The organism is Streptomyces sp. NPDC006296 (assembly GCF_040613235.1).
Taxonomy (GTDB): domain Bacteria; phylum Actinomycetota; class Actinomycetes; order Streptomycetales; family Streptomycetaceae; genus Streptomyces.
In genome coordinates this window covers 36,818-56,613 of record NZ_JBEXRT010000008.1, presented here as the reverse complement: position 1 = coordinate 56,613, position 19,796 = coordinate 36,818, and the positions used below count along the sequence as shown (strand labels likewise).

Here is a 19,796-nt window from a genome sequence, read left to right as displayed (position 1 = left end):
CTGAAGCCAACCTGAAGAGAGACGGCTCCCGGTCCCCCCGGCCCTTCCGGTCCGCCCCCGGCCCTTCCGGTCCGCCCCCGGCCCTTCCGGTCCGCCCCCGGCCCTTCCGGTCCGCCCCCGGCCCTTCCGGTCCGCCCCCGGCCCTTCCGGTCCGTCAGCGCCTGTTCCCGTCACGGCTCCACGGATGCCGCATCCGGATCCACACGTCCCGCGCCTGCCGTCCCGCCCGGGTCCTGCTGCGCGCGACGAGCACCCGGGCCTGCTCCGCGGTCTCCACCATGGGCCCCGACCCGCGCAGTGGCTTGCCCGCCGTCTCGTGCAGGAAGAGGGAGGAGACGAGCCCGATCGCACCGGCGACCATCAGGTAGTAGGCCGGGATCATGTCGTCGCCCGTCGTCTCGACGAGCGCGGAGGTGACCAGCGGGGTGGTGCCGCCGAAGAGCGACACGGAGATGTTGAAGGCGATCGACAGGGCTCCGTAGCGGATGCGTGTCGGGAACAGCGCCGGGAGCGTCGAGGCCGACGTCCCGGCGAAGCAGACCAGCAGCAGCCCGAGGACGGCGCACCCGATCGCCGGCAGCAGGATGCCGCCCTCCCGGATCAGCAGGAAGGCGGGGATCGCGCACACGACGAGCGCCACGCTCCCGGCCATGAAGACCGGGCGGCGGCCCCACCGGTCCGACGACCTGCCGACCGTGGTGATGGTCAGCACCACGAGCAGCATCGTCCCGAGGACCAGGAGCTGCGACGTCGTCTCCGGTTCGCCGAGGGTGTCGGACATGTACGTCGGCAGATAGGACGTCACCATGTAGTTGGTGACGTTGTAGAGCAGCACCAGGCCCATGCAGATGAGCACGGCCTGCCAGTGCCGGGTGAAGATCTCCTTGAGCCGGCCCTTGCCGGACTGGCGCGCCTGCTCGACCGGGTCCCCTTCGGACAGGGCTTCGGCCTGGGCCTCCTCCTCGCGCTGGAAGACGGGGGTCTCCTCCAGCTTCAGCCGCATGTAGAGGCCGATCAGCCCCAGTGGCCCCGCGACGAAGAACGGGATCCGCCAGCCCCAGTCCGTCAGGCCGTCCGTACCGATCACGGCGGTCAGCACGGTGACCAGGCCGGAGCCCAGTGAATAGCCGACGAAGGTCCCGAAGTCCAGCCAGCTCCCCAGGAAGCCGCGGCGCGTGTCCGGCGCGTACTCCGCGATGTAGGTCGTGGCGCCCGCGTACTCGCCACCGGTGGAGAAGCCCTGCACCAGACGGCACACCAGCAGAAGCAGCGGGGCGGCGAAGCCGATCGTGGCGTACGAGGGGAGGAACCCGACCGCGAACGTGCTCGCCGCCATCATGATCATGGTGACGGCCAGCACCTTCTGACGCCCCACCCGGTCACCGAGCGGGCCGAAGACCAACCCGCCGAGGGGACGGACGAGGAAGGCCGCGGCGAAGGTCGCGAAGGTCGAGACCACCTGCGCGCCCGGCGAACTCGACGGGAAGAAGACCTTGCCGAGGGTGCCCGCGAGATAGGCGTAGACACCGAAGTCGAACCATTCCATGGTGTTGCCGAGCGCCGCCGCCGTCACCGCGCGGCGCACCTTCGGCGGATCGGTGACCGTCACGTCCTCGGCGGCCAGGGCCTTCTTGCGACGCCGCAGCAGCGTCCGCACCATCTGGTCCGTCGCTCCCCGGTCACCCCGGCGCCGGTTGACGCGCGACGGTCGTTTCGGTCCCGGCATGAACGCCCTGCCCTCCGCTTCGGCACTGATCGTCTGCCGCACCGCACGGCGCCGTGCTCCCGTCCTCACCGGCACGGCCCAGCCTCTCCGCCCCGCCGCCGGAACGCCGTGTGACTGTGCCGAAGGGGTGAGTCCGCCCACCCGTACGGGCGAGGGAGGGCGCGGCCGGAGTGCGCCCGCCCGGACACCCGGGCCCGCCCGCCGTAGAGCCTGCGGGATCCGATGCCTCGCGCGCCCCGCCCGCTCCCCGTCGGGAGACGCACCGGTGCCGTGCCGCGACCGTGCCGGAGGGGGTCAGGCGGGTCGGACCGCCGGGTCCCGGACCACGGTGGTTCCCACGGTGCCGTCGGAAACGATCCCGCGCAGCGCGGAGTGGGGGACACGGCCGTCCAGGATGTGCGCGCTGCGGACCCCGGCACGGACGGCCCGCAGACACCCGTCCATCTTGGGGAGCATGCCGCTCGTCAGCTCCGGCAGCAGCCTCTCGGTCTCTTCGACCGTGATCCGCCGGATCACCTCGGTGCTGTGCGGCCAGTCCGCGTACAGCCCCTCCACGTCCGTCAGCACCACCAGCTTCTCCGCGTCGAGCGCGATCGCCAGGGCCGACGCCGCCAGATCGGCGTTGATGTTGTAGACCTGCCCGTCCGTCCCGCGCGCCACCGGGGAGACGACGGGAACGCGGCCCTGCTCCAGAAGCGTGCGGACGGTGTCCGTCCGCACGTCGACGACATCGCCGACCAGTCCGATGTCCACGGGCCGGCCGTCCACCCGGGCCGTTCGCCGGACGGCCGTCATGGTGTGCGCGTCCTCACCCGAGAGGCCCACCGCGTAGGGTCCGTGCGCGTTGATCGCACCCACCAGGTCGCGCTGGACCCGCCCGGTCAGCACCATCCGCACGACATCCATCACCTCCGGGGTCGTCACCCGCAGGCCCGCCTCGAAGCGCACCTCCAGGCCGAGCCGTTCGAGCATCGTGCTGATCTGCGGACCGCCGCCGTGCACGACCACCGGGTGGAGACCGGCACGCCGCAGCGCCACGACGTCCTGTGCGAAGGACCGCTCCAGCCGCTCGTCCACCATGGCGTTTCCGCCGAACTTGATCACGACGACCGTGCCCCGGAGCCGCTCCAGCCGGTCCCCCGGAAGCGGACCCCGGACGGCTGCGCTCGGGGCCTCCGCCCGCACGGCACTGAGTGACTGCATCCCTGCCCCTGTTCCGCTCATCACGCGCTCGCCCGGTGCGAGGCTCCCCGTGAGGGCGGAACTCCGACGGCCCCGGCGTGTTGTGCGGCCGGGGCCGAAGCGGAGGGCTCCCCGTCGGATCCGCGGTGCACCGGCCGCCGTGCGGCGTGGAGAACCCCACTCATCGTTACTTAGGTCAGGCTAACCTTAACTGATGGTTCGTGGGTGACGTTCGCACGAACACCGTACGGCGGCCGCACGGACGGACCGGGAGCGGTCGCTCGGCTGCCCACCGGACGGGGCGGGCAGGCCGGCATCCCGCGGCGGAGAGCCGGTCAGTGCGGTACGGCCGCGGGGTCGAGGGCGTTGCCGACGGTGCATCCGCCCTCTCCGGGCATCCGCTGCACGGTGGGCGGCACCCACACCACCGTGTCACCGGGCCCGACCCGGGCGAGCACGCAGTCCTGCGGGTCGAAGCCGTTGCCCTGCACCGACAGGATCACTCCGATCCGCCCGTCGTCCGTCTTCACCTCGGTACGGACCGACGGAGGCAGGTCCAGGCCGGCGAGGGCGCCGCGCACCTCGGCCTCGTCGGCCTCGCCGTCTTCCGGCACCTGGGGGAGCGCGGCGCGCAGTTCCTCCGCCGGCAGCCGGGGAGGCGCGGACGGCCGGGCGAAGGTCAGGGCGGGGCCGTCCGGACAGTCCACGTCGACGGGGTCCTCGTCCCACTCCGCCGCGGGGGACACCCGCAGGGTGAAACAGCGCTGCGCGTCGACCTCCTGAGGGTCGAGCCAGCCGTTGTACGCCGTGCCGGACGTGCGGACGACCACGTCGACGCCGTCCCCCTCGTGCGTCGAGGTCCCCGTCACCCGCAGCACCTCCACCCCGTCGAGACCGGCGGCGGAACGCCCGACCTCCTCCGCCGTGCGCGGACGCTGACCGTAGAGCCGCTCGCCCGCCTTCCGCGCCACCTCCCGCGCGGAGTCCGTCGCCTCGTCCGCGGACGACCGCACGACCGTTCCGCAGCCGACGGTGAGCAGCAACAGCGGTGCGAGCAGCAGTATTCGGCGCATGGATCCACCCTCTCGGCGCCGCACGCGGCGGACAACCCCTCTGGTACTCGGACCGGCGTAGGCGATCGTACTCAGGCGGTACGACGATCCGGCATGCGCCTCCATCGAGGGCCGGTGGTCACCCATGCGCCTCCACCGAGGGCCGGTGGTCACCGGCGGTGCCCCGCGCCGTGCCCGCCGTCCACGGGAGCGGGGGCCGTGCACGGTAGAGGGCACCCGTCCACGGGAGTGGGGCCGCTGCTTGCCTTCGACGGCCCCGCACGGTTCACTGTGCCGCGCGGCGGCGGCCGGTACCGCCGAACTGCGAAGACACCTTCTCGCTCCCGTGGGGTGAGGCCGACCGGAGGGCACGCTGAACATGACGGGACACCAGGACCGCTGGGCGGAACTGACCGGCGGCCGGGCGGGGGAGGAGTACGCTCAGCGCTTCGCGCGGCTCGCCGCATCGGGGCAGGACGTCCACGGCGAGGCCACGTTCTGCGCCGCGCTGCTGCCGCCCGCGGCCCGGGTCCTCGACGCCGGCTGCGGCACCGGCCGGATCGCGATCCGGCTCGCCGAACTGGGCCACCACTGCACCGGCGTGGACATTGACTCCTCCATGCTCGACGTCGCGCGCCGGGACGCCCCCGGACAGCGGTGGCTCCACGGCGACCTGGCCCGACTGGACGCCCTCGGCCTGGAGTCGGCGTTCGACCTGGTGCTCGCCGCCGGGAACGTCGTCCCCCTGCTGGCCGCCGGCACCGAACCGACGGTCGTCCGCCACCTCGCCGCCGCCCTGCGGCCCGGCGGTCTGCTGGTCACCGGCATGGGGCTGGACGCCGCACACCTGCCACTGCCCGAACCGCCCCTGACGCTCGCCGACTTCGACCGCTGGTGCGCCGACGCCGGCCTGACCCTGCGGCAACGCCACGCCACGTGGGGCGGGGATCCCTACGAGGACGGATGCGGCTACGCCGTGAGCGTGCACTCCCGCCCGGCGGAGGCCGGCCGGCCGTGAGCGCGGCGGCCCGCCCCGTGAGCCGCGTACCGGCCCCGCGACGCCGGCGCCCGTACGGCCGTCCTGTACCACCGGCGACCTTACGGCGGGTGAAGCCCCGCCCCGCCGCGGACGGGCCCGAGGCGCCCGGCCTACGCCGCCAGCGCCTCGTCGAACCGTGCGTACGCCTCCTCGTCGAAGAGCACGAACCGGACTTCGGTGACCGGAGGACGCGCGGCCGCACGCACGCTCCGCACGGCGATCCGGGCCCCGTCGTCGAGCGGCCAGCCGTAGACGCCCGTGGAGAGCGCCGGGAAGGCGACCGTCCGGGCGCCCAGCTCCGCCGCCACCCGCAGCGACTCCTCGTAGCAGGAGGCCAGCAACGCGGAACGGTCCTGCGTGGGTGACCAGACCGGCCCCACCGTGTGCACCACGTGCCGTGCGTGCAGCCGTCCGGCCGTCGTCGCCACGGCCTGTCCGGTCGGAAGTCCCTTGCCGTAGTGCGAGGCCCGCAGGTCACGGCAGGCGGAGAGGATCTCGGGGCCGCCGCGCCGGTGGATCGCGCCGTCCACGCCTCCGCCGCCGAGGAGCGAGGAGTTGGCGGCGTTGACCAGGACATCGGCGTGCTGCTCGGTGATGTCCCCGCGTACGAGGACGATCGTCGGTCGTGTCGTCATACGGCCATCCTCCCGCCCGGCACGGGACGGAACCCGGTGGGACACCGTCGCCCGGACACGGGGGACCATCGAGGACGCGGCCTGCGCCCGTCCGACGCGTCACCTCCTGCGCCGCTGATCCGCGCCGTCCCGCCGACGCGGTCTCCGGGCGGGACACCGGACAGCGGTCCACGGACCGTTCGGAGGTGCGGGGAGTCCGATGATGTGCGACATGCCGCCTTCGGCGCAATGAGGTGTTCCGGTCGGTGCGGTCGCCACCCTGAGCGTGTCGGCACGGCTGATCGGGCACGGCTGCCGATCACGGTTCGGGGAGCGGCGTACCTCATGACGGAGACGGGCGAGGGTGGCCATGGCCGGTGAGCGCACACGGGGGCGGAGCACGCGCACAGCGAGGGCCCTCGGCCGGCTGGCGAAGGTGTTCGAGCTCGACGCCACGGGGATCAACTGGCCCCGGGCGGTCATGTTCGCGGACGCCGCGTTGGTGGTGCTGGTCGTCTTCTGGACGATCGGACACGAGCAGTACCTGATCAGCGCCCTGTTCGGCTTGCTGTTCGCGGCACTGGCCGATCCGGGAGGCGGCTACGGCCACCGCGCTTCGCACATCGCCGTGTTCGGGCTGGCCGGCGCGGGCGTGACCGCCCTGGGCTTCGGTATCGGCGGAGCCGCCTGGGGCTGGCTGGTCCTCGCCGCCTTCGCGGTCACCCTGGCCACCGGCCTGACGATCGTGTTCGGCGTACACAGGTTCGTGGCCGCCCTGCTGCTCAACATCTGGCTGATCGTCACCCTCGGAGTGGCGTCCGGCCTCCACCGCCATCCCCTGCTGACGAGCGAGACCTGGGCCCAGGTGCTCGCCTGGACCGGAGGATCGGCGCTGTGGATCGCGCTGGTCCTCGCCGGCCGCCTGATCCGTGGCCGCCAGGAACGGCCCCGGCCGGTCGCGGAGATCCCCGGTGACACCGGGCACCGGAAGCTGACCCGGCCGGTGATCGTGTTCGTGCTGATCCGCGCCCTGGTCATGGCCGGCACCACCGCAGCGGCCTTCGGGCTGGACCTCTCGCACGGCTACTGGCTGCCGGTTGCGGCCGTCGTCGCGATGAAGCCGAGTCTGGAGCAGAGCACACGCGTGGCCGCACAGCGTCTTGCCGGAGCACTGATCGGCGCCGTCGCCGCTGCGCTGCTGCTGCTCCTGCCCTCCGGCGAACACGGGCTCAGGCTGCTCTCGGTGGACCGCGCACTCGGCGTGGTCGCGCTCTTCCTGCTGATGCACGCCGTGGCGATCCGCTTCTGGAACTACGCGCTCTGCAGCGCGGCCGTGGCCGCCGGAGTGCTCGTCCTGGTGGACCTCCCGCAGCCCTCCCACCATGCAGCCGAGGGCTACCGGGTGCTGTGGACCCTGTGCGGCGTGGGGGCCGGGGTGCTCGTGATGCTGCTCGCCCAGCTGCTCGCCGAGCACACCGCCCGGGCCCCGTCGCAGTCGGCCTGACCGGTTCGCCGATCCCCTGGGCGCTGAGCGACGACCGGGCCGTCGCCCGCTTCCCTTTCCGCGGTCCCGCCCTGCCCGTCGGACGTTCCCCGTCGCGCCACGGAAGGGCCCGCCCCGGCGGACCCGCGTGGGTCCACCGAGGGGTCCGGCGGCGCCCCGGTGCCGGCCGCACCCGGGCCCGCCCCGGCGGTCACCGGCAGGCGCGGCCGTTCAGCTTGAACGCTCCCGGATCCGGCGCAGGGCCCGCGGAGGTGGTGTTGAAACCGAAGTCGACGGCCGTCCCCGGGGCCAGGGTCCGGTTCCAGGACAGCGGCTCGGCGCTGACCGTACGGCCGGACTGCAAGAACTCCGCGCTCCAGGTGTGGCTCAGCCGCTGGTCGCCGGAGAGCAGCCAGGTCAGCGACCACGGCGAGACCGGCTCCGTGCCGGTGTTCTCGACGCGGACCGTCACCGTCGAACCGCTGCTCCACGGGTGTGAGGTGTAGGTGACCCTGCACGAACGCGCCGGGCCCGCCGGTTCACCCGCGCCCGCGTCGTCCAGGTAGGAGGCGATGAAGGCCAGGGGAGCGTTCCAGTTGACGGTGATCTCGTTGGTCGCCCAGGAGCCGATGTCGTCGACGTAGCACATGGCCGGGGCGCAGCCGCTCAGCTTCTCCGCCGCGACCGGGTCGCCCGAGGCCGCCGCTGTACGGTTGGGCCCGCCCGCCAGCGAGCCGGGAGCCGGGTTCGGCAGGGCGGCGTCGTACTGACGGGCCCAGAAGCGGTGGTGCTGGTTGCGGGAGTCCCGCTCGCCGTAGCCGGTGACGTACGACTGATTGAGCGGATTGCGGCCGAGCAGGTAGTCGATGCCGCTCAGCACCGCGTCCTGGTAGGCGGCCCCGCCCGTCAGGTCGTGGGCCGTGGCCAGCACGATCATGTTGTTGAGCACCTGGCTGTTGGAACCCCAGACGTAGTCCTCGCCCCCGGGCGCGTAGGGGAGTCCGTACACCTGCGCGCGGGACTGTGCGGCATAGCGGTCGGCGCCCGCGGTGACGACGGAACGCACCTCGCCGAGCTGCGCCGGGGTCAGACCGTTCGGCACGGTGGCCAGGGTGAGCACACCCAGTCCTCCGGTGGAGCCCCACGCGATGCCACCCCCCGCCGGGAAGACCGCGTCGGTGTCACCGTGCAGCGCGGAGGAGAGCACGGCCCGGTGGTAGGTGTCCTTGCCCGTCGTGGTGAACAGCTCGGCGGCCGCCCAGTAGAACTCGTCCCTGACGTCGTCGTCGCCGTACGCGCCGCCGCCCGTGCCGTCGCCCGGATCGGCGTACACGTCCGGGTGCTGCTCCGCCGCGGCCCACGCGGTCTCGGCGGTCCGCAGGCAGCGGTCCGCGAAGTCCTTGTCGAAGGGGGCGTAGAGCCGGGCGCACTGCGCGGCCGTGGCGGCGAGGTTCAGCGTGGCGGCCGTCGACGGCGCGTGCAACTCGCGCTGCTGGGGATCGAGATGGGGCTTCATCGGCAGCCCCGTCCACTGGGCGTCGTGCATCTTGTGGTGCGCCATCCCCGCCAGGGGCTCACCGGCCGGTACCTGCATCCGGATCAGGAAATCCATCTCCCAGCGCGCCTCGTCCAGGATGTCCGGCACCCCGTTGCCGCGTTCGGGCACCCGCAGCGCGCCGTCGCCGAGCTCCGCCGACTCGGCGTCCGGGGCGGTCAGGGTGCGTTCGTACGTGGACATCAGCTGGGCCACCGAGATGCCGCCGTTGACCACGTACTTCCCGTGGTCACCCGCGTCGTACCAGCCGCCCGACACGTCCAGCCGGTAGTCGCAGACACCGGGCCGGCAGGGGACGTCCGTGTCGCCCCTGTTGGGCGCGACACCGATGTGTCCGGCCGGGCGCGCGTACTCCTCACCGACGAGGTCCGCCTCGATCGGAGTGCCGCTGCGGTTGTGGTAGAAGTACGCCAGCGCGTCGGAGCGCAGCCCGTCGTACAGGTCCCCGCGGATCGAGAACGGCTCGCTGGTCCCGCCGTCGATCTCGACTGTGTAGCCGTCGCCCGCGGTGGTCAGGCCGCCGAAGTCGAAGGTGTGGACCCGCTGCCGGGAGCTGGGGTCCTCGCCCCGCGGGACGGTGGTACCGCCGGCCGCCGTCGAGCCGTCCCCTGCCCTCACCGTCCACGTCAGCGGGGTGTCGGCGTCGGTGACCACGGTGCCGCGCTTGGGGCCGTGCGGCAGGTAACCGACCTGGTTGACGCGGACGGGCGACCCGGTGTCCGGTACGTACACGGGTGGTTCGGCGCCGCCGCGCAGCGACACGTCGTCCAGGCAGAACGTCGTCGCCCGCTCACCACCACCGATCTGCAACTGGAAGGACGCCGAGGGGAGATCGACCGGGGCGGTGAACGTGCGGGTGACCTCGGTGGCCTCGGAGCCCACCGGGTCCGCGGTCGCCAGGGCCGTCGTGTACGGCTCGACCGCCTCCTGGACGCGGGTCTGCACGGTCAGCGGCACGGACGAACTGGCCCGGTAGGAGAGCGCGTAGCTCTCGCCCGCGACGATCGGGACGTCGTTCTGGCCGACGATGACGTCCCAGGCGTTCGTCGTGCCGGCGGGAACCTCCGCGCACAGCCGGCCCTCCGACACGGCCGCCGGGGCGTTCGCCGTCCACCACCACGGGGCGGTCCCGGCGGTGAAGTCGCCATTGCTGATCTGCTCGGCTCCGGGGTCGACCGCCAGGGCGGCGGTCGTGCCGTGCACCGTCAGCGCCGCGGCGAACAGCAGCGCGGCGGCTGACGCTCTGGACACGCGTCGCCCGTACCGGGGACGGATGCGGACGGGCCGGGCGCGTAAGGGTGAGACATGCACCGGGAGGACCTCTCGTCGACGGACGCGATGGGCGTGGAGGAGTGACACCACGACGTGTGGGAGCGCTCCCAAAGGCATTGTGGGGGCGAGCGGCTTGTTTCGCCAGGGTCATGACAGGTGTGGTGTCGTTGCCGCTCCGGCCGGCCTGTTCGGGCAGCCGGGCCGTGCCTGCGACCGCCGAGTGCCGTCGTGGGCCGGGCACGGGGCGTCGTGGGCCGGGTGAGAGCCGTCGCGGGTCGACCGCCGGCCCGTCCTCGCTAGACCTCGGCCGTGCAGGCCGACGAGGAGGCGCCGTGCTCGGTGGCGGCCAGGACGGCGTCCAGCCGGACTCGTGTGGCGGCGAGGTCCTGTATGCGCTCGTCGAGGCGCTCCCGCTCCGCGCGCAGCCGGGCGATCATCTCCGGCCCCGCGACTCCCGTGTGCAGGCACGGCAGGAACTCCACGATCGTCCTGCTGTTCAGCCCGGCGGAGTAGAGGAGCTGGATCCATCGCACCCGCTCGACCGTGTCCGGGGTGTACAGCCGCTGCCCGCCCGAGCTGCGGCTCGACACGATCAGCTGCTGCTGCTCGTAGTAACGCATCGCCCGCGTGCTGACCCCCGCGGCGGACGCCACCTCACCGATGCGCATCCCGTCACTCTCCCTCTGCGCCGGGAACCGCATCCCGGCCCGCTGCCCGGCCGTCCCGATGGCTGCCGGGTCTGCCTTTCACGTCAACGTCAACTCTTACCTTCCGGACGGCCGGCGGGCAAGGCCGACGGGAACGGCCACGGCGGAGTGATCCCCTGGGCGCCGACTCCCTCGCCGGCGGCCCCGGGCCGGTCCGCGTGCCGCAGCCGTGCGTGGGGCCGAGCTTCGCCACCTTCGCGGAACGCGTCGGGGGGAGAAGCGGACGCCCACCGGCCGCACTCCCCCTCCTGACGTGGGACGCCTGGTCCGGGGACCGCGTCACCCGGGCAGGGCGGCCGGCGCGGCTCGCGCGGCTCGCTGTCACGACCGCCCGCTTTGCTAATCTGTGCCGATGAGCGAGGCAGTGGACGAGGGGCCCTTCTACCACGGTACGAAGGCCGATCTGCAGGTCGGCGATCTTCTCACCGCCGGATTCCGCTCCAACTACCGGCCCGAAGTCGTGATGAACCACATCTACTTCACCGCCTTGCGCGACGGTGCGGGTCTCGCCGCCGAACTGGCCGCGGGCGACGGCGCCCCACGGGTGTATCGCGTCGAACCGACCGCGGAGTTCGAGAACGACCCCAACGTCACCGACAAGAAGTTTCCCGGCAACCCCACCCGTTCCTACCGCAGCGGTGGAGCGCTCCGGATCGTGGGCGAAGTGACGGACTGGGTGCGACAGACCCCCGAAGCCCTCCAGATGTGGCGGGACCGGCTGGCCGCGATGCGCCTGGACAGCCGGGCCGAAATCATCAACTGACGACCCGGGTCGGCCGGTCCCCGGTGGAGCCGGGTCCGTACCCGCTGACCGCGCCTGCCGGGCACGGTCCCGCACCTCTCGAGACGCCGCACCGCCCGTTCACACGGTCCCTGTCCGTGTCCGCGGTCCAGCGTCCGTTTTCGGTCGAGGCCCAACGCCACCTGGGTGAAGGGTCGTTAGGGTGATCGGATGGATGTTGGTGCGGTACTGATCGCGGTCGCCGGTGTCGGGGGAACGCTCGGAGGCGCGCTGCTCACCCAGCGCGGCGCAGACCGGGCCAAGCGGCGCGAACTGCGGAACACCCGTGCGTTCGAGGAGGTCCGCGAGCAGCGCGTGCTGCGGCGCACCTGCTACACGGAGCTGCACAGGGACGCGCGGCACTTCTCCACCGCACTCAGTCGCCACCTGTACGTCCTGCGGGACCGCGCGGCGGAGGCCGAGGACGCTCAGGCCCTGGAAGAAGCCAAGGGCACCTACCGGGACCGCTGGTCCGAGGCGCTGATGATCGCCTCCGACAGCGTGATCCCTCCGGCCCACGCCCTGAACGAGGCACTGAACTCGGTCTACGGACAGGTCAAGCGCATGGAGCAGGGGAATCCCCGCCCGGGCGAGACCCTGCGATCGGCGGCTGAGGCGCAGCATTCGCTCTGGGCCCTGATCGACACCATGAGGGAGTCCATGCGCCGCGATCTCGGCGTGACCGACAGGATCCCCTCCCCGGCCACCCCGGAGTGCACGCAGCATGAGGCCGTGCGCCGCGATTTCGGCGAGGCCTGAGCCGTCGCCCTGACTCCCGGGATGCGGTGACGGCGCAGGCGGCCTCGGTCCGCAGCGGCTCGCGCGGCCCGGCCGGGCGGGCTTCCCCGGCGGCCACGCACGTGCCGGCCCGACGGGCATACGGCGAGGTCATGTCGACCGGCCGCGCTCGGAGAGGATGCAGCTGCCCGCGTCCTGCCGTGCGCTCTCGCCGCCGAGTGGCTGTCGTCCATCGGCCGGCCGGCGACCTCGATCGTTGTCCCGGCAGATCGGCAGCCCGGCAGATCGGCGGCTCGGCAGGTGACGGTGATCGCTGTTTCAGCGGCTCGGCGGGTCAACAGTGCCCGGGCCCGGCCCGCCGGCTCCCGGGCGGCCACGGTGCGCGGGTGACCCTGCCGTCGGGGAGACCACCGCTTGCGTGTATGTACGCATGTTCATATTCTGTGGTGATGACCATGCTGATCCTGGGCGCTGCGGTGCTCTCCGGGCTGGGAGGCACCCTGTGCACCCGCGCTTCCCGAGGATTCACACGGTGGGGGTACGCCGTCGCCGCGTTGCTCTCCTACGCGGCCGCCACCGCGGCGATGGCCTGGCTGGTCCAGCACGAGCCGGTCGGCCTGGTCTACGCGGTGTGGACCGGCGCCGCCGCGGTCGCCCTGGTGGTCATCGACCGGATCTTCCACGAGGTGCGTCTGAGCTTCCTGCAACTGGCCGGAGTGGCGGCCACGGTCGTCGGGGTCAGCCTCCTCGGGGCGGGGACGGGACAGTGAGCGCCTACCCGCCGCGCGCCTGGCTCCTGCTCGCACTGACCGTGGTGCTGGAGATCACCGCGACACTGGCGCTGAAGGCCTCGCACGGCTTCCGTGACCTGTGGCCGTCGCTGCTCTCGATCAGCGCCTACGCGGCGACGGTGGTGGTGCTCGCGCTGGTCCTGAAGACCATTCCGATGAGCATCGCGTACGTGATCTGGACCGGCGCCGGGACCCTCGGGATCGCCCTGCTCGGTGCGGCCCTCTTCGCCGACCGGCTCTCTCCTGCGTCGTGGGCCGGGATCGGCCTGGTGGTCGTCGGCGTCATGATGGTCAACGCCGGTAAGAAGGACCCGCCAGGAGGTACAGAGAGTGGCTCGTCCCAAGAGCACACCGAACGATCCGGGGCGCCGCGAGCGGATCGCGCTGGCCGCGGTCGAGCTCATCCATGAACGAGGTGTCGGGTCGGTCACCGCACGCGCCGTGGCCGACCGCTGCGCGGTGCCCGTGGCGTCGGTCAGCTACTACTTCGACTCGGTTCCGGCGCTCCTGAGCGAAGCCTGCCGCCAGGTCCTGAAGGAGCGTTCGCGCCGGCTCGACACGTGGCTGGCGGCCTCCACACCGGACACCGTCGTCGACGACCTCGCCGCACTGATCGTGCATCAGCTCACCGAACAACGGGCGACGAGCATGGTCGCGTACGAGTTGTACGTCCTCGGCATGCGCGACGACGGGCTGCGGCAGATCGGCGCGGACTCGGTGGAACACCTGCGCCGTCGGCTCACCGGCCTGGTACCGCCCGCCGATCTCGATCGCCTCGTAGCCACGGCCGACGGGCTCCAGATGCACTGCTTGTTCCAGGAACACGTCCCCACCTCCAGGGAAGTCGCCGCGATCCTGCACCACGCGTGACCCCCCGGGGCTGTCTGCGGGAAGCGCGTGGCGCACCGGCGGACGGCTCCTTCCGACGCACCGGCGGGTGCGTCGTTCCGGCAGGACCTGAGCACGGCGACGTACGGGGTGCTGCGGCGGTCCGCAGCGCCCCGCACGTACAGGTCTCCGAACCGCGGGCACGGCACGCACCGCAGGCGTAGGGCCCCGTCCCTCGAACGGACCGGGTCGCCGGGCCCCGGGGATGAACCGTCCCTGCACCTCCAGGCGGTCACCACCCGGCCCTCGCGTCGGAGGGGCCGTCCGGCCGCGCCCCGGCACCCGAGGCCCGCCACCGGAGCTGTGCCGGGGCGGGCCTCGTGCGGGACGGGGAGGTCAGTAGATGTTGGCCTCGACCTGCGGGCCCTCCTCGCGGCCGGCGTCGATCTGGGCGCGCAGGGGAGACGGATGTGCTCGACCTCGCCGGGGCCCGGCGGGTGCGTGCCCGGGAGCGGCCGGCCTCACCCGGATCCGGGACCCCTTCGAAGCGAGGAGGACCTCGCCCCGGGGCAGCGGGACGGATGCGTCCGTCAGGTTGCCGACGACCTGCCGGCCACCGGGCTCTCGGGCGGGTGCCGCGTCAACTCCCCTCGGTGGCACGCACCGGCCGCGGGTGACACCGCGTCACCTGTCGAGGACGCGGGCGGTCCGTGCCTCGGCGAGCCATGCGGGGAACTCCTGGAGGAGCCGGTCGTAGAGCGCGTGGTCGTCGGTGGTCCGCGGCCTGCGGCCGGCGTGGAAGAAGCCGGCGTTGTCGACGACACGGCGGCCGGGGACGGCGAGGGTGTCCAGCCTGTGCAGGAACGCGAACTCGTTGTCGTCCGGGTCCCCGAAGCCGATGAACTGCCAGAACAGGGGTAGTCGGGCCGCCTTGCAGAGGTAGCGCTCGGCGGCGAGCCTGCTGGTGGGCCCGCCGTCGGTCTGGAAGACGACCAGGGCGGGAGCGTCGCTGCCCGAGGCCATGTAGTGGTCGATGACCTCGTCCATGGCCCAGTGGTAGTTGGTACGGCCCATGTGGCCGAGGTTCGCGTGGAGCTTGTCGATGCGGCCGTGGTGCCGGCCGAGCGTCAGGTCGGTCGACCCGTCGACATCGGTGGAGAAGAACACGACCGGGACGACCCCGTCGTCGTCGAGGTGCGCGGACAGGGACAGCACCTGTTCGGCGAGGTGCTGCATGGTGCCGTCGCGGTAGTAGGGCCGCATGGATCCCGAGCGGTCCAGCACCAGGTAGACCGCGGCCCGCACGCCCTCCAGGCCGTGTGCGCGGACGCTGCTGCCGGCCGCCTCGTACAGATCCACCAGGTCGGGCGCCCGTTCCATGACCTTTGTCAGGCTGATGGCGGAGGAGCGTTCACCGCTGTTCGACACGATCACCTCTCCATGGTGGGCCATGCCCCCGTCGGGTGGGGTGTGCACCCCGGACGTGCGAGGAATCCGCTGTCTGCGGTCCCGGCGGGCCCCCTCCCGGCCCGCCCGTCGGGACCGCGGACAGCGGCCACGGGCCGGGCACCCGCCTCAGGTGCCCGGCCGCCAGCCCAGTGCCGGTGCCGGCTTCGTCGCGATGTCGGTGAGGATCTGCTCGTAGTCCTCGCGTCCGAAGGTGAAGGGCAGGGCGAACGCCACCTCGTCCACCTCGCGGAACGCCGCGTGCGCCTCCAGCTGTTCGGCGATCATCTCGGAGGTCCCGGCCGGATCGGGCACGAACGCAGCACATCCGACGAGCCTGTACCGCCGAGTGCCTCCGCACACGGCCCGCGAAGACCTCGAAGCCCTTCCACCCGGCGGACGCGGTGGCCGGTTCACCCGGACCCGTTCAACACACGTCCAGCCGTCGCCCGGTTTCCGACCAAAACTTGTAGGGTCGGGGTATGGGTGAACACAACGGTGTGGAAGCGCTTCTCGAGGAAGCCAGGCTGAACGCCTCGATCCCCCCGCCGGCGGAGCGCCAGCGTCTGCGGGAGTCCGCGGGACTGTCCCGCGCCCAGGTCGCCGCCGCGGTCGGCGTCGGACGGACCACGGTGGCGAACTGGGAAACCGGTGTCTCCGAGCCGGCCCCGCCCGGACGCTTCCCCTATCTGCGGCTCCTCAAGGGACTCGCCGAGATCCACCCGGCCCTCCCCGAGCCCGCGGCCCCGCCCGCCTCGGCACCGGACCGGGAAGCGGCCCCCGGGGGAGCCCCGGAGACCGTCCCCGCCGCACCCGCACCCGCCTTGGAGACGTTGCGCGGCCTGGACGGGCGTGCCATCGAGGGCGATCCCGGCCCGTGCGTCCGGTGCGGTGTCACCACCACCTACCAGTCGACCGACGGCCGCCCCCTGCACTCCGGCGCCCTGTGCCGACCCGCCGCACCCGCCGACCCGCAGACCGCACCGGCCGCCCCGGCTCCGGCGGTCGCCGCGCCCGCGCCCGCCCCGCCCGTCCCGGCACGCGCGGACAACCGCCCGGAGCGCCGCGCGCGTTCGGCCGCCCGCGCCCAGGCCGACACCACCCTCCTCATCGCGCGCGCCGTCCAGGAGGAGGCCGAGCGCGCGGGCGGTGACGAGGACGCGGCGCTCACGGCGCTGGTCAAGAGGGCGATCCCCGACGTGATGCACCTCTTCGACGAGACGCGTGCGACCGCCCGCTACGACTACACCGCCTACCCGGCCCTCCCGGACATCCTGAAGAAGCCGTCGAAGCGGGACCCGGACCAGATCTGGGAGGCCCGTCCCCGCTTCCATCACCCCGGCTACTCGCTCCGGGCCCCGGGCGACATCCGGGTGACCGCGCTGGACGTCAACGCCGCCTATCTGTCGGCCCTCAAGTGCTGGCTGCCGATCGGCAAGCTGGAGCACAGCACCGGCGCGGACGGTGTCGAGCCGAAGCGCTCCGGGGTCCACCTGGTCACCCCGGGCGCATGGCGGCACCCGCATCTCCCGGACCCGATCGGCGACCGGGACGAGCCTGGCGCCCTGTGGGTCACCAATGCCACTCTGCGCCTCCTGCAACGCCTGTCCGGTCCGAAGCACGCCCTGACGGACGCTCCGGTCATCCACGAGTCGTGGACCTCCGGTGCCACGGAGAACTTCCTCGACGCGCTGCGCAAGCTGCTGTCCGCCGCCCGCGAGGAAGCCCTGGGGAGCGGCGACTTCCTGACGCTGGAGTACGTCAAGGCGATGTACAGCAAGTTCATCAGCACCATGGGGGAGTCGGTCCACAACCGGGAGATCGTCCGCCCCGACTGGATGCACATCATCCATTCCCAGGCGTACGCCAACCTCTGGGGCAAGGCCTACAAGGCCCACCAGGCGGGCCTCGACGTCGTCAGCATGACGGGCACCGACGAACTCCACGTCACGGGCGACTGGCGCCGGGTGTTCCCCGAAGGGCGGGGCGTCTCCCAGATGAAGATCAAGTACGGCGACGCCAAGGCGTCCGGTGAGTACACGGTCGGGAAGGTGACCGGCTGATGGCGGGCCGCTGGATGGACCTGGGCGTGTTCAACGCCCGCGGGCTGCCCGGAGCCGACGCCCTCGGCGCGGCCATCGAGAACATGGTCACCGGCATCGCCTCCCCGGCGGACAGCGACCGCGGACTCGCCGCCCGTCTGCGCTACCTCACCAGGACCGACGCAGGCTACGAGGCCATGGACCGCGCCGGGATCCACGTCTCGCCCCGCACCCTCATCGCCTGGCTCGCCGAGGACCGCACCCCGAACAAGGCCAACCGGACCCGCCTGGACGCCGCGTACTGGGATCTGCGGCGCCGCAACGTGACCACCGACCTCAAGCACCGCCTCAACAACGACGGCCGGGGGACCCGGGTCGAGATCAACCCCGTCGACCAGTCCGCCGTCGACAGCCGGCACCGGCGCGACCTGGCCGCCCGCAGTATCAACGTGCGCGGTGTCTGGGACCGCGCCGTCGACGCCTGGCTCGACGAGAACGTGGCTGAACTCGACGCGATCTGGGACGAGATCATCCAGGATCTCGGCTCGCAGTACGACGCCTACAGCAATGTCTCCTCCATCGGCTGGGCCGCCTGAGAGGTGCACAGCCGTCGCGTCCCGGCACCGGTCCGGGGGCGCGCTCCTGGACCCGGTACGCCGGGACGGCTGCGGAGACACCGACCGGACCGGAGGGAGCGGAGACCATGGTGCCACCGCCCGATGCAGGCCCGGCCCCGTCCCCTCCAGAAACGAGCAGACCGATGACATACGCCCCGGCAGCGGACGGAACCCGCATCGCCTACCAGCTCCAGGGCTCGGGACCACCACTGGTCCTGCTGGCGGGCCAGGCCAACAACCACCACTGGTGGGACGCGGTCCGCGACGACTTCCACTCCGCGCGCAGCACACTCACGCTCGACTACCGGGGCACCGGCCGGAGCGACAAGCCCGACACCCCGTACAGCACCGGCCTGTTCGCCCAGGACGTCATCGCCGTCCTCGACGCACTCGGCATCGACCGGGCCGACGTCTACGGCACGTCCATGGGCGGACGGGTGGCCCAGCTGCTCGCGGCCCGTCACCCCCACCGGGTGGGCGCCCTGGTGCTCGGCTGCACCTCGCCCGGTGGTCCGCACAGCGTCGAACGGAGCGACGAGGTGCGCAGAGCCCTGGCGCAACCTCAGCCCGGCGCCGCGCGGCAGGCCCTGCTGGAGCTGATGTACACCCCCCGGTGGATCGCCTCCCGTCCCGGCCCGCACCACACCCTCGGCGACCCCGGCATGCCCGCCCACGCCCGGCGCCACCACCTCGTGGCCAGCAACCGGCACGACGCCTGGGACGTCCTGCCGGACATCGGCGCGCCCACGCTGGTCGTCCACGGAAGCGACGACCGGCTCAACCCCACCGCCAACGCGCACCTGCTCGCCGACCGCATCCCCGGCGCCCGGCTCCATCTGATCCCCGGGGCCCGGCACGCCTACTTCGAGGAGTTCCGCGCACAGGCCGGTCCTCCGGTCCTGGACTTCCTCACCACCGTGCACACGCCGTAGCAGGTCCGGGAGCAGCCGGGCGGCCGCTCCGGCGGTCTCCCCGGGAGTGCCCGCGCGGCCCGCCGGGATGACCGCCGTCAGCCCGGCCGGCCGCTGTGGGCCGGCGTGCACATCGGCCGAGTTCGTGCCGGGGTGACGCGGTCGGCCGCCGCCACCTCGGACAGCCGGCTGTCCCGGTGTCCACGGCGGCCTTCGCCGTCGCGTGGTGGACGTAGCGGCCGGGGATGGCGAGGGGCGCGGTGGCGCAGGAGACGTTCACGACCGCCCCGCCCGCCGTCGTCCCGGCGATGGCGCGACGGGCACACGAACGGCCGGTGCACGACCGTGGCGACCTGCCCCGGTCCGCGCGGTGCGGGCCTGCTGCTCAGTTCAGCTGCTCGGCCAGTCCGACGATGACGCCCTCCGGTCCGCGGACGTAGCAGAGCAGATAGCTGTCCTCGAACCGGGCGATCCCGCCGAGGAGTTCGGCCCCGTGCGGCCGAAGGCGGGCGACGGTGTCCTCGATGTCGTCGACCGCGAACATGATCCGGTGCGTGCCGAGAACGTGGTGCGGGCGGTGGTGCGGCCCGGCGCCGATCGCCGTCGGGTTGCGGTACTTCGCCAGTTCGACCCGGCTGTGACCGTCCGGGGTCCGGACCATCGCGATGTCGCACCGCACACCGTCGACCCCGGTGCACCGGTCGGCGAAGGGACCCTCGACCTCCGCCCTGCCCTCCAGCTCCATACCGAGTTCCACGAAGAACGCGACGGCGGCGTCCAGGTCCTCGACCACGATGCCGACGTTGTCCATCCGCTGGATCGCCATGCCGGTCTCTCCTTCTCCTCGGGCTGCCGGTGGTGGCCGCCGATGCACCCGGGACGGAGCGGGCGGCACGTTCTCGACACGGCGGGACCGCCGGACTCCGAAATTCTGGATCACGCGTCGGCACCGGCACAGCAGACCCGCCGGGCGGGGCACGGGCGACCGCCCCCGTGCACGGGCGCGTGCCGT

The 19,796-nt window shown here is 72.7% G+C and carries 18 protein-coding genes and 1 pseudogene; 10 read left to right on the top strand and 9 right to left on the bottom strand.

The features are described 5' to 3' along the window. Nucleotides 1-154 precede the first annotated feature (154 nt). The 3 genes from proP to ABZ172_RS07845 all read right to left on the bottom strand — a co-directional run bounded on the left by proP (nucleotide 155) and on the right by ABZ172_RS07845 (nucleotide 3,981). Nucleotides 155-1,660, bottom strand: a complete 1,506-nt coding sequence (gene proP, locus ABZ172_RS07855; RefSeq protein ID WP_356881287.1) for a glycine betaine/L-proline transporter ProP — start codon at nucleotides 1,658-1,660, stop codon at nucleotides 155-157. Between the two features lie 360 nt (nucleotides 1,661-2,020). Next, a complete protein-coding gene (gene argB / locus ABZ172_RS07850) occupies nucleotides 2,021-2,929 on the bottom strand; it encodes an acetylglutamate kinase (protein ID WP_356881285.1) in 909 nt (302 codons plus the stop codon). 314 nt (nucleotides 2,930-3,243) lie between these two features. After that, nucleotides 3,244-3,981: a translation initiation factor IF-2 gene (locus ABZ172_RS07845; RefSeq protein WP_356881283.1), complete on the bottom strand. Its 738-nt coding sequence runs from the start codon at nucleotides 3,979-3,981 to the stop codon at nucleotides 3,244-3,246. Nucleotides 3,982-4,339: 358 nt separating this feature from the next. Between ABZ172_RS07845 and ABZ172_RS07840 the strand changes: the two genes are divergently transcribed. Next, nucleotides 4,340-4,978, top strand: a complete 639-nt coding sequence (locus ABZ172_RS07840; RefSeq protein WP_356881281.1) for a class I SAM-dependent methyltransferase — start codon at nucleotides 4,340-4,342, stop codon at nucleotides 4,976-4,978. A gap of 131 nt (nucleotides 4,979-5,109) precedes the next feature. On the opposite strand, the gene ABZ172_RS07835 is transcribed toward ABZ172_RS07840, so the two are convergent. Further along, nucleotides 5,110-5,634: an O-acetyl-ADP-ribose deacetylase gene (locus ABZ172_RS07835; protein WP_356881279.1), complete on the bottom strand. Its 525-nt coding sequence runs from the start codon at nucleotides 5,632-5,634 to the stop codon at nucleotides 5,110-5,112. 349 nt (nucleotides 5,635-5,983) lie between these two features. On the opposite strand from ABZ172_RS07835, the gene ABZ172_RS07830 reads away from it, so the two are divergent. Further along, the gene (locus ABZ172_RS07830; protein WP_356881277.1) at nucleotides 5,984-7,117 is read left to right on the top strand and encodes an FUSC family protein; all 1,134 of its coding nucleotides are present in this window, start codon (nucleotides 5,984-5,986) and stop codon (nucleotides 7,115-7,117) included. 190 nt (nucleotides 7,118-7,307) lie between these two features. Here the strand turns inward: ABZ172_RS07830 and ABZ172_RS07825 are convergent, their stop codons facing one another. Together ABZ172_RS07825 and ABZ172_RS07820 are read right to left on the bottom strand one after the other, a co-directional pair. Then, nucleotides 7,308-9,902 (bottom strand): glycoside hydrolase family 9 protein, encoded by a 2,595-nt coding sequence (locus tag ABZ172_RS07825; protein ID WP_356881275.1) that lies wholly within the window; start codon nucleotides 9,900-9,902, stop codon nucleotides 7,308-7,310. Between the two features lie 317 nt (nucleotides 9,903-10,219). After that, complete coding sequence (locus ABZ172_RS07820; RefSeq protein ID WP_356881273.1) at nucleotides 10,220-10,591, bottom strand: MerR family transcriptional regulator; 372 nt, start codon at nucleotides 10,589-10,591, stop codon at nucleotides 10,220-10,222. A gap of 391 nt (nucleotides 10,592-10,982) precedes the next feature. On the opposite strand from ABZ172_RS07820, the gene arr reads away from it, so the two are divergent. From arr to ABZ172_RS07795, 5 genes are all read left to right on the top strand, one after another. After that, nucleotides 10,983-11,393 carry an NAD(+)--rifampin ADP-ribosyltransferase gene (gene arr / locus ABZ172_RS07815; protein ID WP_356881271.1) on the top strand — a complete coding sequence of 137 codons (411 nt, stop codon included), beginning with the start codon at nucleotides 10,983-10,985 and terminating at the stop codon, nucleotides 11,391-11,393. Between the two features lie 189 nt (nucleotides 11,394-11,582). Then, entirely contained in the window at nucleotides 11,583-12,170 is a 588-nt protein-coding gene (locus ABZ172_RS07810) for a hypothetical protein (RefSeq protein ID WP_356881269.1), read from the top strand. Between the two features lie 428 nt (nucleotides 12,171-12,598). Next, nucleotides 12,599-12,919: an SMR family transporter gene (locus ABZ172_RS07805; protein WP_356881267.1), complete on the top strand. Its 321-nt coding sequence runs from the start codon at nucleotides 12,599-12,601 to the stop codon at nucleotides 12,917-12,919. After that, complete coding sequence (locus tag ABZ172_RS07800) at nucleotides 12,916-13,350, top strand: multidrug efflux SMR transporter (protein WP_356881265.1); 435 nt, start codon at nucleotides 12,916-12,918, stop codon at nucleotides 13,348-13,350. Before ABZ172_RS07805 ends, ABZ172_RS07800 begins: the two co-directional genes overlap by 4 nt. Then, a complete protein-coding gene (locus tag ABZ172_RS07795; protein WP_356881263.1) occupies nucleotides 13,271-13,810 on the top strand; it encodes a TetR family transcriptional regulator in 540 nt (179 codons plus the stop codon). Before ABZ172_RS07800 ends, ABZ172_RS07795 begins: the two co-directional genes overlap by 80 nt. A gap of 642 nt (nucleotides 13,811-14,452) precedes the next feature. On the opposite strand, the gene ABZ172_RS07790 is transcribed toward ABZ172_RS07795, so the two are convergent. Next, a complete protein-coding gene (locus tag ABZ172_RS07790; RefSeq protein ID WP_356881537.1) occupies nucleotides 14,453-15,202 on the bottom strand; it encodes a VWA domain-containing protein in 750 nt (249 codons plus the stop codon). Between the two features lie 141 nt (nucleotides 15,203-15,343). Next, nucleotides 15,344-15,532 (bottom strand): annotated as a pseudogene (locus ABZ172_RS07785) (LLM class flavin-dependent oxidoreductase); the annotation flags it as partial. Between the two features lie 164 nt (nucleotides 15,533-15,696). On the opposite strand from ABZ172_RS07785, the gene ABZ172_RS07780 reads away from it, so the two are divergent. From ABZ172_RS07780 to ABZ172_RS07770, 3 genes are all read left to right on the top strand, one after another. Then, entirely contained in the window at nucleotides 15,697-17,277 is a 1,581-nt protein-coding gene (locus ABZ172_RS07780) for a helix-turn-helix domain-containing protein (protein WP_356881261.1), read from the top strand. Beyond that, nucleotides 17,277-17,852, top strand: coding sequence for a transcriptional regulator (locus ABZ172_RS07775; protein WP_356881259.1), 576 nt, complete (start codon nucleotides 17,277-17,279; stop codon nucleotides 17,850-17,852). Before ABZ172_RS07780 ends, ABZ172_RS07775 begins: the two co-directional genes overlap by 1 nt. A gap of 164 nt (nucleotides 17,853-18,016) precedes the next feature. Beyond that, nucleotides 18,017-18,805, top strand: coding sequence for an alpha/beta fold hydrolase (locus tag ABZ172_RS07770; protein ID WP_356881257.1), 789 nt, complete (start codon nucleotides 18,017-18,019; stop codon nucleotides 18,803-18,805). Between the two features lie 364 nt (nucleotides 18,806-19,169). Here the strand turns inward: ABZ172_RS07770 and ABZ172_RS07765 are convergent, their stop codons facing one another. Beyond that, nucleotides 19,170-19,610, bottom strand: a complete 441-nt coding sequence (locus ABZ172_RS07765; RefSeq protein ID WP_356881255.1) for a VOC family protein — start codon at nucleotides 19,608-19,610, stop codon at nucleotides 19,170-19,172. Nucleotides 19,611-19,796: the final 186 nt, after the last annotated feature.

Excerpts from the sequence above, each read along its gene's own strand:
- argB (WP_356881285.1), bottom strand. The coding sequence starts at position 2,929 with ATGCAGTCACTCAGTGCCGTGCGGGCGGAGGCCCCGAGCGCAGCCGTC.
- ABZ172_RS07770 (WP_356881257.1), top strand. The coding sequence starts at position 18,017 with ATGACATACGCCCCGGCAGCGGACGGAACCCGCATCGCCTACCAGCTC.
- ABZ172_RS07810 (WP_356881269.1), top strand. The coding sequence starts at position 11,583 with ATGGATGTTGGTGCGGTACTGATCGCGGTCGCCGGTGTCGGGGGAACG.
- ABZ172_RS07840 (WP_356881281.1), top strand. The coding sequence starts at position 4,340 with ATGACGGGACACCAGGACCGCTGGGCGGAACTGACCGGCGGCCGGGCG.
- ABZ172_RS07780 (WP_356881261.1), top strand. The coding sequence starts at position 15,697 with ATGGGTGAACACAACGGTGTGGAAGCGCTTCTCGAGGAAGCCAGGCTG.
- ABZ172_RS07845 (WP_356881283.1), bottom strand. The coding sequence starts at position 3,981 with ATGCGCCGAATACTGCTGCTCGCACCGCTGTTGCTGCTCACCGTCGGC.
- arr (WP_356881271.1), top strand. The coding sequence starts at position 10,983 with ATGAGCGAGGCAGTGGACGAGGGGCCCTTCTACCACGGTACGAAGGCC.
- ABZ172_RS07830 (WP_356881277.1), top strand. The coding sequence starts at position 5,984 with ATGGCCGGTGAGCGCACACGGGGGCGGAGCACGCGCACAGCGAGGGCC.
- ABZ172_RS07775 (WP_356881259.1), top strand. The coding sequence starts at position 17,277 with ATGGCGGGCCGCTGGATGGACCTGGGCGTGTTCAACGCCCGCGGGCTG.
- ABZ172_RS07835 (WP_356881279.1), bottom strand. The coding sequence starts at position 5,634 with ATGACGACACGACCGACGATCGTCCTCGTACGCGGGGACATCACCGAG.
- ABZ172_RS07820 (WP_356881273.1), bottom strand. The coding sequence starts at position 10,591 with ATGCGCATCGGTGAGGTGGCGTCCGCCGCGGGGGTCAGCACGCGGGCG.
- ABZ172_RS07805 (WP_356881267.1), top strand. The coding sequence starts at position 12,599 with ATGACCATGCTGATCCTGGGCGCTGCGGTGCTCTCCGGGCTGGGAGGC.
- proP (WP_356881287.1), bottom strand. The coding sequence starts at position 1,660 with ATGGTGCGGACGCTGCTGCGGCGTCGCAAGAAGGCCCTGGCCGCCGAG.
- ABZ172_RS07765 (WP_356881255.1), bottom strand. The coding sequence starts at position 19,610 with ATGGCGATCCAGCGGATGGACAACGTCGGCATCGTGGTCGAGGACCTG.